This window comes from Flavobacterium johnsoniae, assembly GCF_001879205.1.
GTDB lineage: Bacteria > Bacteroidota > Bacteroidia > Flavobacteriales > Flavobacteriaceae > Flavobacterium > Flavobacterium johnsoniae_A.
On the sequence record NZ_MLFK01000009.1, the window covers coordinates 548,411 to 563,475 of the forward strand.

Here is a 15,065-nt window from a genome sequence, read left to right on the forward strand (position 1 = left end):
ATTTAAAGTTTTAAAATCAGTTTTAAGCTGAATTTCTACTTGCATTTGTATTTCCAAAAAGAGATCTGGTTACGATTTTTTCATAAACCTTAATTAGTTCTTCATTTGGCGTGTTCTCTTTATTCAGTTCGTTAATTTTTAATAAAGCATATTGCTGTATCGTTAACAAAGGCAATACAATACGCTCTCTTACCTGAATTGAAGCTATACCATCAGGATAATTTTCCATCAAGGTTTTATGACCTGCAATTTTTAATAAAAGACGTTTTGTTTCAGAGAATTCATCGTAGATAATCTGCCAAAATTCACCAAACTCAGGGTCTTTTCTCATGTAAGCTGTTAATGGCAAAAATGATTTCGCCAACGACATCATACTATTTTCTAATAATGTTTTAAAGAATAAAGAATTATGATATAAATCTTGTACTTTGTCCCACTGACCATTTTCTTCGAAATATTTTAAAGCGCTTCCTACTCCAAAGAATCCAGGCACATTTTGTTTCAGCTGACTCCATGATCCCACAAACGGGATAGCTCTTAAATCTGCAAAATCCAATGACTCTGATTTGCTTCTTTTTGAAGGACGGCTTCCTATATTTGTTTTAGAATAATATTTCAGCGTACTCATCTTCTCTAAGTAAGGAATGAATTTAGGATGATTTTTAAAACTTAGATATTTGTCATATCCTAATTCCGCTAATTGAGTTAAAATTTGTGTTTCTTCGCTGCTCAACTCGTTTTTTCCTTTGCTGAAAACCTGATTAGTAACACCGGCACTTAATAAATTCTCAATATTATAACGACAAGAATCTAGAGTTCCAAAATTAGAACTAATAGTTTGTCCCTGAACGGTAATTTGAATTTCGTTATTTTCGATTTTTGGTCCTAGCGATGCATAGAATTTATGTGTTTTTCCACCACCGCGAGCTGGAGGTCCGCCTCTTCCATCAAAGAAAATAGCTTTAATTCCGTATTTTCTGGAAATTTCCGTTAACGAAATTTTAGCCTGATAAATACTCCAGTTAGCCATTAAATACCCTCCATCTTTTGTTCCGTCAGAGAATCCAAGCATAATAGTCTGCTTATTTCCTCTAGCTTGCAAATGTTTAGAATATTCAGGATTAGTATACAATTGCTCCATAATAGCGTGAGCGTTTTGTAAATCATCAACAGATTCAAAAAGCGGAATAATATCAACTGTAGGATCTTCCCAATTATTCAAACGAATCATGGCAAAAGTCTCCATAACGTTTAACGCACTTTCGTTATTACTGATTATGTAACGATTTGCTCCTTCTTCTCCGTTATTTTCCTGAATAGTTTTAATTGCCTGAACGGATTCTAAAGTAGATCTTGTGATTTCGTCTTCAAAATCAGCCGGATTTAAATTGCCTTTTACTTTTGATAAAACATCAATTTTTTGATCTTCTGTCAATTCGTAATAGTTTTTTGGGAATATATCAGAACCTGAATTCAGGTAATAATTTACAACATCTTTGAAAACGACATTATGAATCTTGCTGTTTTGACGAATATCTAAAGTTGCAAAATGGAAACCAAATAAGTTGATTTTTACTAAAAATGCTTCTAATTCATCCAGATATAAAGACTGATGCTTCTCAATAATTATCGTTCTAATTTTGTCTAACTGCGTTAATAATTCTTCTAAAGTAATGAAAATTTCACCTTTAGAATAAAACACAGAACGGTAAAGTTTATGTTCAAGTTCAGCGACTAAAGTATCTACGCCTGAGAATGTTAACTTACGTTTTAGATTTCTCATTTCAACGTAGTAACATTTCAAAATTGAAGTACGCAAACGATCTGCAACCTTAAGAGTAATTTCTGTAGTAACAAACGGATTCCCGTCACGGTCGCCTCCCGGCCAGAATCCAAGCTTGATTAATTGGTTTTGAATGGCACTTCCTTCCAAAATATTTTTCTGAAGATAATGTACAATTTCTCCCGCTGTAGCGTAAAAAACATTTTCAAGGTACCAAATCAAACTAACGGCTTCGTCGTAAGGATTTGGTTTTTCGTTTTGTATAAACGGAGTTTTCCCCAGCTGCGCCAGTAATTGTTTAATTTGTAATAAATCATTTTGACGAATCGCTTCTGTCAAATCGTTTATAATTCCTAAAACCGGACCTGGATAAAATTGTGTTGGGTGTGCTGTTAAAACAGTACGAACATTAAAGCTTTCTAAAAATTCAATTAATTCGTCATCTTTCTCTTTAGCATCGGATTTCTCTTTGATATCGCGCAAAGAACCGCGCCCTTCCATATTGTTAACTTCAGGAAAAGCTGCGTCTTCAATGGCATCAAATAATACAATTTGACGCTCTATATATTGAATAAATCGAAACATAAGATCGATTTTCTCTGTTTCTGATGCATTGTTTAGGAATTTATTAGAAAAGAAATCAAAAATTTCTTTTGGAGTTTCCTGTTTTTTAAAGCCCGTTTCGCAAGTTTCTGTAAATAATGGAAGTAAAACCCCTGTATTATCTATAGAGTCAAATGGTAATGTTATGAAAACACTATTGTAAATGTGGTATTTAGAGAGAACGTCTTTGTTAAAACGCTCTATTTTAGGCAACGTGTACATAATTGTGTTATAGTTGGTTGGTTAATTAGTCATAAAAAAACCCCAAGAATAAACTTGAGGTTATATTTTAATATAGCATTCAAGAGGAATTCTTACATATTTTTGAAAATAGTATGCATCAAACGCTTCTTATCATTAATACTTTCCTCTAATGAAATCATAGTTTCAGTTCTGTAAACACCATCGATATCATCAATCATGAAAATAACTTCTTTTGCATGCTTAGTATCTTTTGCTCTAATTTTACAAAAGATATTAAATTTTCCTGTCGTTACAGAAGCTACTGTTACGAATGGAATTTGATTGATACGCTCTAGTACAAATTTAGTTTGTGATGTATTGTTCAGGAAAACCCCAACATAAGCAATAAATGAATAACCTAATTTATCGTAATCTAAGGCTAATGAAGACCCCATGATGATACCGGCATCCTCCATCTTTTTTACTCTAACGTGTACTGTACCAGCAGAAATCAATAGTTTTTTTGCAATGTCAGTAAACGGAACTCTCGTATTGTCTATTAACATATCTAAAATCTGGTGATCTACTTCATCTAAACGAAATTTACTCATAATTCTTTAATTAATATTACTAATTGCTATTACAAAGTATAAAAATATATATAAAAAATAACAAATTCACATAAAAATTAACTTTTTATCAACCCGTTAACAAATTTGATATTTTTATTTAAATAAAAATCTGCTTTTTGGTTCATTTTCGGAATATTAGAATAATCATCAGAATAAACGGCTTCTTTTCCATCGTATTCATAATGACCAAAATAATTTTCCAATTCGCCTGCTTCTACTATATAAGCATTAAAATGAATCTTATTTTCAATCAATTCTTCTTTGTATTGAGCGACAAAATTCGTAATAATTTCGATACCATCATAATTTATTTTGATATTTTTATACATAAAATCATAAAAAACGACTTTATTTTGTGAAATATTCAAATAATCGGAATTTCTATTGACAACTAAATCGTTTTCGCTTATAAGCTCAAAGCTTGAAATTAGTGAGAAAAATATGTATTTTCTGGTGATTTCTCTTTCGTAGTCATTAGGGAAATGTCCGGCTTCAAATAATATAGTAGGCACGCCTAAAAACTGAAAAGTATCTCCTATACAGTTTATATTGAATGAATCATCAAATCTGCCTACCTGACCAGGAATGTATTTTTGCAGCACATCGTTAATTCCGGCAATTAAATTGATTGCTTTTTGTCTGTTTTCGTTTACTTCTCTTTCTTCGTTATAAGAAGGTGCTAAAAAAGAAACAGTTGCAGGCTTTCCTGTGTCGCCTGCGCCAAAAATAGTACGCTGATCATGGAGATTAAAGCAATAATGAGGTTTAAAAGACTCAAAAACTTCTCTTAACACATTACTTTCCGGCTGTGTCAGGTTTTGAGAATCACGATTTAAGTCGATTTTATTGGCATTTTCGCGTGTATAAAGTCTTGCGCCATCCGGATTTAAGATAGGAATACAATAAAAAGTAAAGGCAGCCAGCATTTTTTCAGCAAATTCGGATTTACTGTTTAATACATTAATAAAGTCAAAAAGTGCTTTAGTAGTTGTACTTTCATTTCCGTGCATTTGTGACCATAAGTAAATGCGTGTTTTTCCTGTTCCAATTTGGTAACTATATATAGGTTCTCCTAAAACAGATGTTCCGATAATCTTAACTTGGTTATTAGTATTAAGCTTGTCTAATAAAGGCTGAATATGATCTAAAGTCAGGTAGCGTCCTTGTATAGATTGTTCTTTGTATTGGTCAAATAATTCTTCTAAATTCATTGTGTTTTGATTAGTTTACAAAAGTAAACATCTTTATTTTTACAATTGTAAACATTGAAAATAAAGAGAAATTTAGAAATGTAAACAGGATTAAAGCTTTATTTCTAAGTTTTAAAGTAAATGGGATTAACAATTGTTATTACTTTAATTGTAAAATAATAAATTATTCTATTTCAATTAGTTAAGTATTTTTATATAAAGTAAAAGTTACACCTAATATGTCTTAATTGAGTGATTTACAACTGTAAAATTGCATTATCAATTCTTTTTAGTTACATTTGTAAACAAGGCTGATTTAAAATATAATTTACAATGGTAAACATAGATGATTTTGTAAAACGCTTAGAGATTATACTCGATTATTACGGTTTGAATGCTTCTTCTTTTGCAGATAAAATTGGTGTGCAGCGATCAAGCATGTCTCACCTGCTCTCCGGAAGAAACAAACCAAGTCTGGATTTTGTAATGAAAATTTTAGATGTTTTTCCGGAAATAGATCTATATTGGATTTTAAATGGAAAAGGAAATTTTCCTAATGTAGAAGATGAAGTTATTCCTATTCTTAAAAATTCGGACTCTCCTATTCCATCAAATGAAAATTATTCCGGTGGAGATTTATTTTCTCAATTAAATTATAAAGAAGAAAAACCACCAGTCAAAAATTTGGAAGAAATCAAAAAAACAAATTTGAGTTTTGAAGAAGACGAAATCGAGAAAATTGTATTCTTTTACAAAAACGGAACTTTTAAGGTGTATATACCCTAATTCGAAATTTTCGCGTATTTGAAAATTTTTAAAATTATTTTTCTTTAAGCGATTCTCACGAATCCAAAAAAAGATCGAAAATTTAGACTTGAATTCCGTTTTCCGGAATTTTACCTAAAACACCTTTATAATGTTGTTTTAAAATTTCCCAGTCGGCTTCATAATTTCCTGTCGGAAAAAATGGTCTTCCAAAACTTACTTCTTTTTTGCCCCAGTCAAAAGCTACAGGAACAATTGGTACATTCGCTTTAAGTGCGATATAATAAAAACCGGTTTTAATTTCCTTTACTCCTTTTCTGGTTCCTTCAGGAGCAACCGCCAGACGAAAAACTTCTTTACGATCAAAAATCGCAGCGATGGAATCCACCTTATTTAATCCGCCGGTGCGATCGATAGGTTCACCGCCAACATTTCTAAAATAATATCCAAACGGAAATTTAAATAATTCTTTCTTTCCTACCCAGTTCATCTGCAAACCTGAAATACCTCGGGTAAAAAGGCCAATATAAAAATCATGATTGCTTGTATGCGGCATAACCATTAAAATACATTTTTTTACTGCAGCATTTTCCATTCCCACTATTTTCCAGCCCATTAGCTTAAAAAAGATGAATTTGTATAGTTGTCTCTTCATTAAAATTTGATATTTCTTGCAAAATAAAAGATTTAAAATGGTATTTTTGAGTAAAAGCATTACAAAATGATTCAAAAACTGTTCAGTTATCTTTATCCAATTAAAATATTCAAAAAGAAATCGGCCAGAAGTAAAGTGATCGAAGTTACGTGGGCAAATGGCGAATTGGTTTTAGATTCTGAAAACACCAATTACTCTTACGGAAGTTTGCAGCGTATATTAAGGTACGGGCTTCGAAATATTGGCTACGATAAAGTCGTGAATATGGAACATGTTCTGGTTTTGGGAGTTGCCGGCGGCAGTGTAATAAAAACCCTTGTTGACGAAATAGAATATAAAGGTAAAATAACAGGTGTCGAAATTGATCTTGACATGATTCAGATTGCGAACCAATATTTTAATTTAAATGAGATCAAGCAGCTCGAAATTATTATAGATGATGCATTTGAATTTGTTTTAAAAACAAAAGATCGATATGATTTAATAATTATTGATATTTTTGAAGATACCAATATGCCAAACTTTTTGTTTGAAAAGTTTTTCAGCGAACGAGTTTGTTTTCTTCTAAAAGACCGTGGCTTCATTTTATTTAATACCATGATTTTAGATGAAGCGCATAATGTTAGAAACAGAAAATACATATCTGAAATAAATCCGGAATTATTTACTTCAAAAATGCTGCCCCGCATAGAAGTTCATAATGAATTAATACTAATCGAAAAGCAGTTAAAAATTTAAATCTATGAAATCCCTTGTATCTATTCTAAAAGCCTTACCACCTACTAAAATTATCGACGCCTCTATTGATTCCTCAAAATATATTCCTTTAGATTTATCTGTAACCAATACAGAATTAGTTGAAAGTAAACCGGAAACTTCTGCCGATTTTGAACGGTTTATTTTTGGTTATTTAACAGATAATAATGCCGAAGTTGCTTATGGCGGTTATATTGAAGGCCGTACCATATATAAAAGGAGTGCCATTTTTAAAAATGATGCTGTTCCGGAACGAAACATTCACATTGGTCTAGATCTTTGGACAAAAGCCGGAACTCCGGTTTTGGCGCCGCTCGACGGAAAAGTACACAGTTTTAAAAACAATGAAGGTTTAGGCGATTACGGCCCCACTATAATTTTAGAACACGAAGCCGAAAATGAAATATTTTATACTTTATACGGACATTTATCGTTAGAAAGTATAGAAAACCTTACTGTTGGGACAATTTTCAAGAAAGGACAACAAATTGCTGCCTTAGGAAATTCAAATGTTAACGGTGATTATGCACCACATGTTCACTTTCAGATTATAAAAAACCTCGAAGACAAATGGGGCGATTATCCGGGTGTATGCAGCACTAATGATTTGAATTTTTATATAGAAAATTGTCCCAACCCTAACTTATTATTAAAAATAACTTAAATGATTATGAAGAAAGCGGGATTGATTATATGTTTGTTGTTATTATTGATTGGATGTAAATCGAAAACTGTAAGCCGAGATACTGAAGATTTAAAAATTAAGAAAGTTTCTAGCGCCGATATTAGTTCTGAACAGCAAAGAAAGGCTTATGAATTAGGTAAAAGAGTTTTAGAAACCTGTAATACATCAAAATTTAAACCTTTTAATGAAACCGAAGTAACTCAGTCTGTTAGAGAAAACACGACAGAAGAGCGATTGACTAAAACCTGTACAAGATTTAGACAATACTACGGAAGTTTTATTGATTTAAAATTAGATGGCGTTTACAAAACCAAACAAGAAGTGATTTACCGCTATCATGCTCTATACAGTAAAAAAGTGGCAAACAAAGAACTTCGCGTTTTTGTAAATGAAGATAATTTAATATCAGCCATTAAATCAATGGATTGGGATGAAAAGTTTGATGCAAAAATAGCCGAACAATAAAGTAAAATTATATGAAATTAAAATTGCCTCTCCTTTTATTACTGTTTATTTCAACCTTTGCTAATGCTCAGGAAACAATGAGTATAAAAGGTTCTCAGCCCTTTCCGGCAACACAGCATTATACTTTTATCTGCGAAAAATATGCCTTTACAGGAGAAGCAGATATACAGATTGCTAAAACAGATAAAGGAGGCATTTTAAAAATCACAATCGCAACTTCAAACGACAAGGCCAGAATTGCCGGCGGCCTTTATGTAGATTTGGCTAATGCAGATGTTATTGCCTGCGTTGACAAAAACGTAAAAGAATCTGCTGAAGGAAAAACAACAGCTTATTATTATTTTACTCCAGCTGAGTTTGCCAAACTGAAAAAAAATGATATTTACGCGGTTCGATTTATTATAAACGGAGGCTCGAATACTTTTGGAAATGAAACAGGATACTTTACCGCACATAACAAAAAGAATTATTTTTCAACGGCTTACGATAAATCTAAGAAAAGTTACGACACCGCAAAAGAAATTAGTGTTTTATAAATAAAACTTTTTATAAAATAAACCTTATATTTATATTCTAATTTCAATTTTCTTATGACTCCTAACGAAGTTTTAATCACTAAGTTCTACACTGCTTTTGCTAATTCTGATGCTAAAACAATGGCTGAATGTTATCATCCAAAGATTCATTTTGTAGATCCGGCATTTGGTTTACTAAAAGAAGAACAGGTTTCTAAAATGTGGGAAATGCTGCTTATTAAAAGTAAAGGAAATATTAAAATTGAATTTTCTGATGTAAAAGCAGATGAATCTACAGGTTCTGCAAAGTGGGTTGCAACTTATAATTTCAGCAAAACAAACCGCAGAGTAGTTAATAGAATTTATGCCGAATTTGTTTTCCAGGATGGGTTAATCATTAAGCATACAGATAATTTTGATGTTTGGAAGTGGTCAAAACAAGCGTTTGGACTAACCGGATATTTATTAGGATGGACAGGATTTTTCCACAAAAAAATTCAGGAACAGGCATTATTGTCTCTTAAGAAATATCAGGAATCAAAATAATTTGCGTAATTTCAAAATATAATACCGCATTAACTAAAAGTATATTTTAGTTTACAATTTATATATCTGCCATCTGTAAAGATTATAATTACTTGCTGCTGAGTTAATCGTGTTGTAATAATAAAAAACATGAAAGAAATAATACACAAAAAGTTAAATCAATTACAGGCAACAGCAATCTGCGGCAACGATATTAGCTCTTCTTGTCTCTATGTTTCTGCGCTTACCATTTTATATGCCGGGCAGTATGCCTGGATTTCTCTTTTAATTGTTGCAGTCGTTTTATTCTTGTTCAGAAAAATTTACGGAGAAGTTGTGGGTGCAATTCCGTTAAACGGAGGTGCTTACAATGTATTATTAAATACTTCTACCAAGCGTTTAGCTTCTCTGGCAGCCACCTTAACTGTTTTGTCATATATGGCAACCGCTGTTATTTCGGCATCAGAAGGAATGCATTACCTGCACGGAATTTTTGAAGGTTTGAATGTGACTATTGCTACCGTTGTAGTTTTAATATTATTTACTTTTCTGGCCATACTTGGAATCGGCGAATCAGCTTTTGTAGCCGTAATTATATTCATAACTCATATTGCAACTTTAAGTTTACTGGTTCTGGCTTCACTGTGGTTTATTTTAAATAACGGATTAGATGTTTTTCATATCAACTGGCAAACTCCTATTGCTTACGGAAATATCAAAACAGCACTTTTTCTGGGCTTCTCGGCAGCAATGCTTGGAATTTCAGGTTTTGAGAGTTCAGCCAATTTTGTCGAAGAACAACAGCCGGGTGTTTTTCCAAAAACCTTGCGTAATATGTGGGCACTGGTTAGTTTTTTCAATCCTGTTATTGCAATATTATTAATAAGTGTCATTCCGCTTACACAAGTCGGCGAAAACAAAGAATCCCTTTTGGCACACTTGGGAGCAACTACAGGTGGTTCCTGGTTGGCTTGGCTTATTTCTATTGATGCTGTTTTAGTTTTATGCGGAGCCGTATTGACTTCATTTGTTGGGGTTTCAGGATTATTAAACCGAATGACTTTAGACAGGATTCTGCCAAATTATTTCCTTAAACAAAACAAAAGAGGTTCACATTATAGAATCGTAATAAGTTTTCTAATTCTTTGCATTTCTGTACTGTTTGCTACAAACGGTCATTTAGAATCTTTGGCAGGAGTATATACTTTTTCGTTTCTGGCTGTAATGGCTTTATTTGGGATTGGAAATTTACTGCTCAAATTTAAACGAAGAAAATTACCAAGACCCGAGCGTGCACATGGTCTGGCTGTTTTTGCCGCCGTTGCTTTTATCATTGCAGCTTTCATTGGAAACATGAAATTAAATATTCATGCTTTTTATACCTTTTTGCAATATATGATTCCGGCACTTGTTTTTATCGGAATCATGCTCAATCGCGTTATACTCATAAAGGTATTAATTGAAATTTTAGAATATTTCTATCAGCCGCTCCGCAAAATGGTAATTCTCAGCAATAGATATTTACAAAATTTAAGTACCGAAATTAATTCTCAGGAATTTGTCTTTTTTACCAAAGGCGATAATATTGCTATTTTAAACAAAGTACTGCAATATGTGGAAGGTAACGAAACGACCAAAAAATTAAAAATTGTTTATGTAAAAAAGGACGAGCAAACGAACGAAGCTTTAATAAAAGATCTTGAAGTTCTGGACCGCGCATACGATAATATCGACATTGAATATCTTGAAATTCAAGGAGTTTTCGGCCCTGAAATTATAGACGAATTATCCCAAAAATGGAAAATTCCAAAAAATTTTATGTTTATTGGCTCACCCGGAAACAAATTTTCATACAGAGTGGCAGATCTTGGCGGTGTGCGTTTGATTATGTAAATTTTTCAGGAGCACCAACATCCGTTTTTTTAAGAAATTAAGTCCCGCTATCCGTTTCAATCTTTTACAGTGAACCCCACTGCAAAAGGATTTCCACTACTATCGGGGCTAAACCAGAAATATCATTTTCATAAAAACAACAGAATTGATTGTTTCAAAGACCCTTTGTCAAAGTTTAAAACTTTGACAAAGGTTTATGCGTAAAATAAACAAACCCTACAGTCCGAAAGCTTCGGGACTGTAGGGTTTGTTAAACTTTGTAATCTCTGATATTTTTATAGAATAAAACTTCGCGCACTTTGCGGCTGATCAAACCAGTAATAAAAATTTAAGATTTAAACCAGCTTTCTACTAATTCATCTTCAAATGAAGTAGCATTTTTATGCACAAATTCGTTGGTGTCTTTATTATAAGAATAATCTAAAGCCCAGCTATTATGATTTTTAGCTAAGTCTTTAATGCTTTCGCAGACAAAAGCAATTTCTTCATCGGTTGTAGTTGGATGAATAGACATTCTGATCCATCCCGGTTTTTTGATCAAATCGCCAATCGTGATTTCGTTAACCAATTTATTAGAAGTTTCCTGATCTACGTGCAATAAATAATGTCCGTAAGTTCCGGCACAGCTGCATCCGCCGCGAGTCTGAATCCCGAATTTATCATTCAATAATTTTACACCTAAATTAAAATGCAAATCTTCAATAAAAAACGAAATTACACCCAAACGGTTTTTATGCTGTCCGGCTAAAATTTTAATATTTTCTACGGGATCTAACTGACTAAAAACATAATCAACAATTTCATGCTCACGCTGCAAAATGTTTTCAATTCCCATTTCTTCTTTCAGCTCAATTGCCAAAGCCGTTTTAATAACCTGAAGAAAACCCGGAGTTCCTCCGTCTTCGCGATCTTCGATATTGTCAATATATTTGTGTTCACCCCAAGGATTTGTCCAGCTTACTGTTCCTCCTCCCGGGCAATCCGGAATCATATTATTATATAATTTCTTGTTGAAAATTAAAACTCCTGAAGTTCCGGGACCTCCAAGGAATTTATGCGGTGAAAAGAAAATAGCATCCAGATACGCTTCAGTATCTTTTGGGTGCATGTCAATTTCTACATAAGGACCAGAACAGGCAAAATCCACAAAACAAACTCCATTGTATTGGTGCATTAATTTAGCAGCGTCATGAAAAGGTGTTTTTATACCCGTAACATTCGAACAAGAAGTAATTGATGCAATTTTTATAGTTCTATCACTGTATTTTTGTAATAATAATTCCAAATTATCCAGACAAAAAAGACCTTTCTCGCAAGACGGAATAATTTCAACATCGGCAATAGTTTCTAGCCAAGACGTTTGGTTCGAATGATGCTCCATGTGAGAAATAAAAACAATTGGCTTTTTTTCTGCAGGAACAGTGGTGAAATTTTTAAGGTTTTCAGGAATTTTCAGTCCTAAAATACGCTGAAATTTATTGATAACGCCAGTCATTCCTGTTCCATCCGTAATCAAAACATCATCTTCATTTGCATTTGTATGACGTTTAATGATATGTCTGGCATGATGATACGCTTTTGTCATGGCAGTACCTGACACCGTAGTTTCGGTGTGTGTATTGGCAACAAAAGGCCCAAACTGATTCAAAAGTTTCTCCTCAATTGGTCTGTAAAGCCTTCCGCTGGCAGTCCAGTCTGTGTAAACAATATTTTTTTTGCCAAAAGCAGATGTAAATTCCTGATCTATGCCAACAATATTTTTTCTAAAATCCTGAAAATAAGTTTCAAGACTGATGGTACTATTTTTGCTATTCATTAGTGTGCCTGTGTTTGACTGCAAATATATTGCTTTTTTATATAATTGAGAATTTATCAATAATAAACTTCAAACATTGAATAAACTTTTGGTATCTTTAGTTAAAAAGGTATTTTTTAATTAAATTATCATAATATTCTATCGGATTAATAGGGCATGTAAACTTTAAACAATTACATTTATGGAAAATTTATCAACAGCTACTTTTGGTGGTGGATGTTTTTGGTGTGTAGAAGCTGTAATTCAGCGTTTAAAAGGTGTTGAAACAATAAAATCTGGCTATTCAGATGGTTTTATAAAGAATCCGGCATATCGTGAAGTATGCACGGGACGAACGGGACATGCAGAAGTTATTCAGGTTACGTTTAACCCTGACATAATTTCATATCATGACTTGATCACCGTATTTATGACAAGTCACGATCCTACAACTTTAAATCGTCAGGGTGGCGACAGCGGTACGCAGTATCGTTCTATCATTTTATACCACAATGAATCTCAAAAAGAAATAGCAGAACAAGTTTTTGCAGAAGTACAACCTGTTTATGCAGATCCAATTGTGACGCAGTTAAAACCTTTTGAAGTATTTTACGAAGCCGAAGATTATCATCAAAATTATTACAACAACAATCAGGAAGCCGGATATTGCCAGGTTGTTATTGACCCTAAAGTTCAGAAACTTAAAAAAATGTATGCTGATAAACTAATTGGCTAATTTTTTTTGCCGCTAATTGCATTGATTTTAATGATTTTTTTTTAAAATCTGAATAAATCAGAAAAAAGAAGTCCCTTTAATCGGTGTAATCTGTGGCCCAATAAAAAACTCTAATGAAAAATTTAAAAATAAATAATCGATTTACTGCCGAATTACCAGCAGATCCTGACTTAACGAATGAAATTCGCCAAGTTAAGAACACGGCGTTTTCGTATGTAAATCCAACAAAACCTTCAAATCCAAAACTAATTCATGCTTCTGAAGAAGTCGCGGAATTGGTAGGAATATCTAAAGATGAAATTCTTTCTGAGGAATTTTTGAATGTTTTTTCAGGAAAACAAATTCTTCCCAAAACACAGCCTTACGCAATGTGTTATGCCGGACATCAATTTGGAAATTGGGCAGGGCAATTGGGCGACGGTCGTGCAATCAATTTAACAGAAGTAGAAAATAATAACGAGTTTTTTACCCTTCAATTAAAAGGTGCCGGAAAAACGCCATACTCCAGAACAGCAGATGGTTTAGCTGTTTTGCGCTCTTCAATAAGGGAATATCTTTGTGCCGAAGCGATGTATCATCTTGGCGTTCCCACTACCCGATCACTTTCATTAATGCTTCCTGGTCACCAGATTTTGCGAGATGTTTTATACAATGGAAATCCAGCGTATGAAAAAGGTGCGATTGTTTGCCGTGTAGCGCCATCCTTTATTCGTTTTGGAAGTTTTGAAATGCTGGCAGCCAGAAACGAGCTTAAAAATTTGAAGCAGTTTGTAGAATACAACATTAAATATTATTTCCCGGAAATTAAAGGCGAACCAAAAGAACAATATTTGCAGTTCTTTAAAAAAGTCGCTGATACTACTCGTGAAATGATTTTGCATTGGCAGCGCGTGGGTTTTGTTCATGGCGTAATGAATACCGACAATATGTCTATTCACGGAATTACAATTGATTATGGGCCTTATGGCTGGCTGGAAAATTACGATCCAAACTGGACTCCAAACACTACAGATAGTCAAAATAGAAGATACCGATTTGGGAATCAGCCTCAAATTGCGCATTGGAATTTGTATCAGTTAGCTAATGCAATCTATCCTTTAATTAATGAAACAGAACAGTTGGAAAAAATCTTAGAATCGTTTATGGACGATTTTATTGTAGATTATAAACAAATGTTTTTAAGTAAATTAGGAATATTTACTTCAACTGAAACTGACAATGATTTAATTGACAATTTAGAAGCTGTTCTACAATTAACAGAAACCGATATGACGATCTTTTTTAGAAATCTAAGCTCAGTCAAAAAATCAGATTCTGTTGAAAAAGCGATTGAGAAGATTCAATTTGCATTTTATAAAACAGAAGAAGTTTCGGGAGAAATTTTAGAGGCCTGGCAAAAATGGTTTGCTGTTTATCTCAAAAGATTAAAAGCAGAAGAATTGTCAGATGAAGATCGTTCTCAAAAAATGAACAGGATCAACCCTAAATATGTACTTCGAAATTATATGGCACAATTAGCGATTGATGCTGCTGATAAAGAAGATTATTCGTTAATAAACGAATTTTATACCGTACTGCAAAAACCTTACGACGAGCAGTCTGAATACGAAAAATGGTTTGATAAACGACCAGATTGGGCACGCTCTAAAGTAGGCTGCTCGATGCTTTCATGCAGTTCATAGTTTTCGAAATTTTAATATTCTAAACCAACAAAAAAGAGGAATTTCTAATAAAAGAGATTCCTCTTTTTTATTGGCTTTAACTCTAAAATGTGTTTATGTTTTCTTTAATTCGGAGTAACAATATGAGTTTTAATCTGATTATCAATCGTTTAAATAATTATTAAATTTAACAAGAAAAAGGTCATACACATGGACTGGCAGG

General features: G+C 33.0%; 14 protein-coding genes. 9 read left to right on the top strand and 5 right to left on the bottom strand.

Translation table 11 applies throughout. The annotated features are described in order from the left end of the window. Nucleotides 1-22: 22 nt before the first annotated feature. From BKM63_RS18350 to BKM63_RS18360, 3 genes are all read right to left on the bottom strand, one after another. Nucleotides 23-2,608 (bottom strand): phosphoenolpyruvate carboxylase, encoded by a 2,586-nt coding sequence (locus BKM63_RS18350; RefSeq protein WP_071638008.1) that lies wholly within the window; start codon nt 2,606-2,608, stop codon nt 23-25. Between the two features lie 92 nt (nt 2,609-2,700). After that, a complete protein-coding gene (locus tag BKM63_RS18355) occupies nt 2,701-3,180 on the bottom strand; it encodes an Lrp/AsnC family transcriptional regulator (protein WP_008468989.1) in 480 nt (159 codons plus the stop codon). Nucleotides 3,181-3,257: 77 nt separating this feature from the next. After that, nucleotides 3,258-4,412: a M14 family metallopeptidase gene (locus BKM63_RS18360; protein ID WP_071638009.1), complete on the bottom strand. Its 1,155-nt coding sequence runs from the start codon at nt 4,410-4,412 to the stop codon at nt 3,258-3,260. Nucleotides 4,413-4,724: 312 nt separating this feature from the next. On the opposite strand from BKM63_RS18360, the gene BKM63_RS18365 reads away from it, so the two are divergent. Then, nucleotides 4,725-5,177, top strand: a complete 453-nt coding sequence (locus tag BKM63_RS18365; protein WP_071638010.1) for a helix-turn-helix domain-containing protein — start codon at nt 4,725-4,727, stop codon at nt 5,175-5,177. A gap of 82 nt (nt 5,178-5,259) precedes the next feature. Here BKM63_RS18365 and BKM63_RS18370 read toward each other — a convergent pair whose 3' ends face one another. Then, nucleotides 5,260-5,811 carry a 1-acyl-sn-glycerol-3-phosphate acyltransferase gene (locus tag BKM63_RS18370; protein WP_071638169.1) on the bottom strand — a complete coding sequence of 184 codons (552 nt, stop codon included), beginning with the start codon at nt 5,809-5,811 and terminating at the stop codon, nt 5,260-5,262. 66 nt (nt 5,812-5,877) lie between these two features. Between BKM63_RS18370 and BKM63_RS18375 the strand changes: the two genes are divergently transcribed. From BKM63_RS18375 to BKM63_RS18400, 6 genes are all read left to right on the top strand, one after another. Beyond that, a complete protein-coding gene (locus BKM63_RS18375) occupies nt 5,878-6,549 on the top strand; it encodes a spermidine synthase (RefSeq protein ID WP_071638011.1) in 672 nt (223 codons plus the stop codon). A gap of 4 nt (nt 6,550-6,553) precedes the next feature. Beyond that, complete coding sequence (locus BKM63_RS18380; protein ID WP_071638012.1) at nt 6,554-7,231, top strand: peptidoglycan DD-metalloendopeptidase family protein; 678 nt, start codon at nt 6,554-6,556, stop codon at nt 7,229-7,231. A gap of 6 nt (nt 7,232-7,237) precedes the next feature. After that, complete coding sequence (locus BKM63_RS18385) at nt 7,238-7,717, top strand: hypothetical protein (RefSeq protein ID WP_071638170.1); 480 nt, start codon at nt 7,238-7,240, stop codon at nt 7,715-7,717. A gap of 11 nt (nt 7,718-7,728) precedes the next feature. Then, on the top strand, nt 7,729-8,253 hold the full coding sequence (locus BKM63_RS18390) for a hypothetical protein (protein ID WP_071638013.1): 525 nt from the start codon (nt 7,729-7,731) through the stop codon (nt 8,251-8,253). Nucleotides 8,254-8,307: 54 nt separating this feature from the next. Further along, a complete protein-coding gene (locus BKM63_RS18395; protein ID WP_071638014.1) occupies nt 8,308-8,778 on the top strand; it encodes a nuclear transport factor 2 family protein in 471 nt (156 codons plus the stop codon). Nucleotides 8,779-8,907: 129 nt separating this feature from the next. Next, complete coding sequence (locus tag BKM63_RS18400) at nt 8,908-10,650, top strand: APC family permease (protein ID WP_071638015.1); 1,743 nt, start codon at nt 8,908-8,910, stop codon at nt 10,648-10,650. A 328-nt stretch (nt 10,651-10,978) separates the two neighbouring features. Here BKM63_RS18400 and BKM63_RS18405 read toward each other — a convergent pair whose 3' ends face one another. Beyond that, a complete protein-coding gene (locus BKM63_RS18405; RefSeq protein WP_071638016.1) occupies nt 10,979-12,466 on the bottom strand; it encodes an aminotransferase class V-fold PLP-dependent enzyme in 1,488 nt (495 codons plus the stop codon). Between the two features lie 181 nt (nt 12,467-12,647). Here BKM63_RS18405 and msrA point away from each other — a divergent pair, with 181 nt between their 5' ends. Further along, nucleotides 12,648-13,181 (top strand): peptide-methionine (S)-S-oxide reductase MsrA, encoded by a 534-nt coding sequence (gene msrA / locus BKM63_RS18410; protein ID WP_071638017.1) that lies wholly within the window; start codon nt 12,648-12,650, stop codon nt 13,179-13,181. 113 nt (nt 13,182-13,294) lie between these two features. Beyond that, nucleotides 13,295-14,863, top strand: coding sequence for a protein adenylyltransferase SelO (locus BKM63_RS18415; RefSeq protein ID WP_071638018.1), 1,569 nt, complete (start codon nt 13,295-13,297; stop codon nt 14,861-14,863). Nucleotides 14,864-15,065 lie beyond the last annotated feature (202 nt).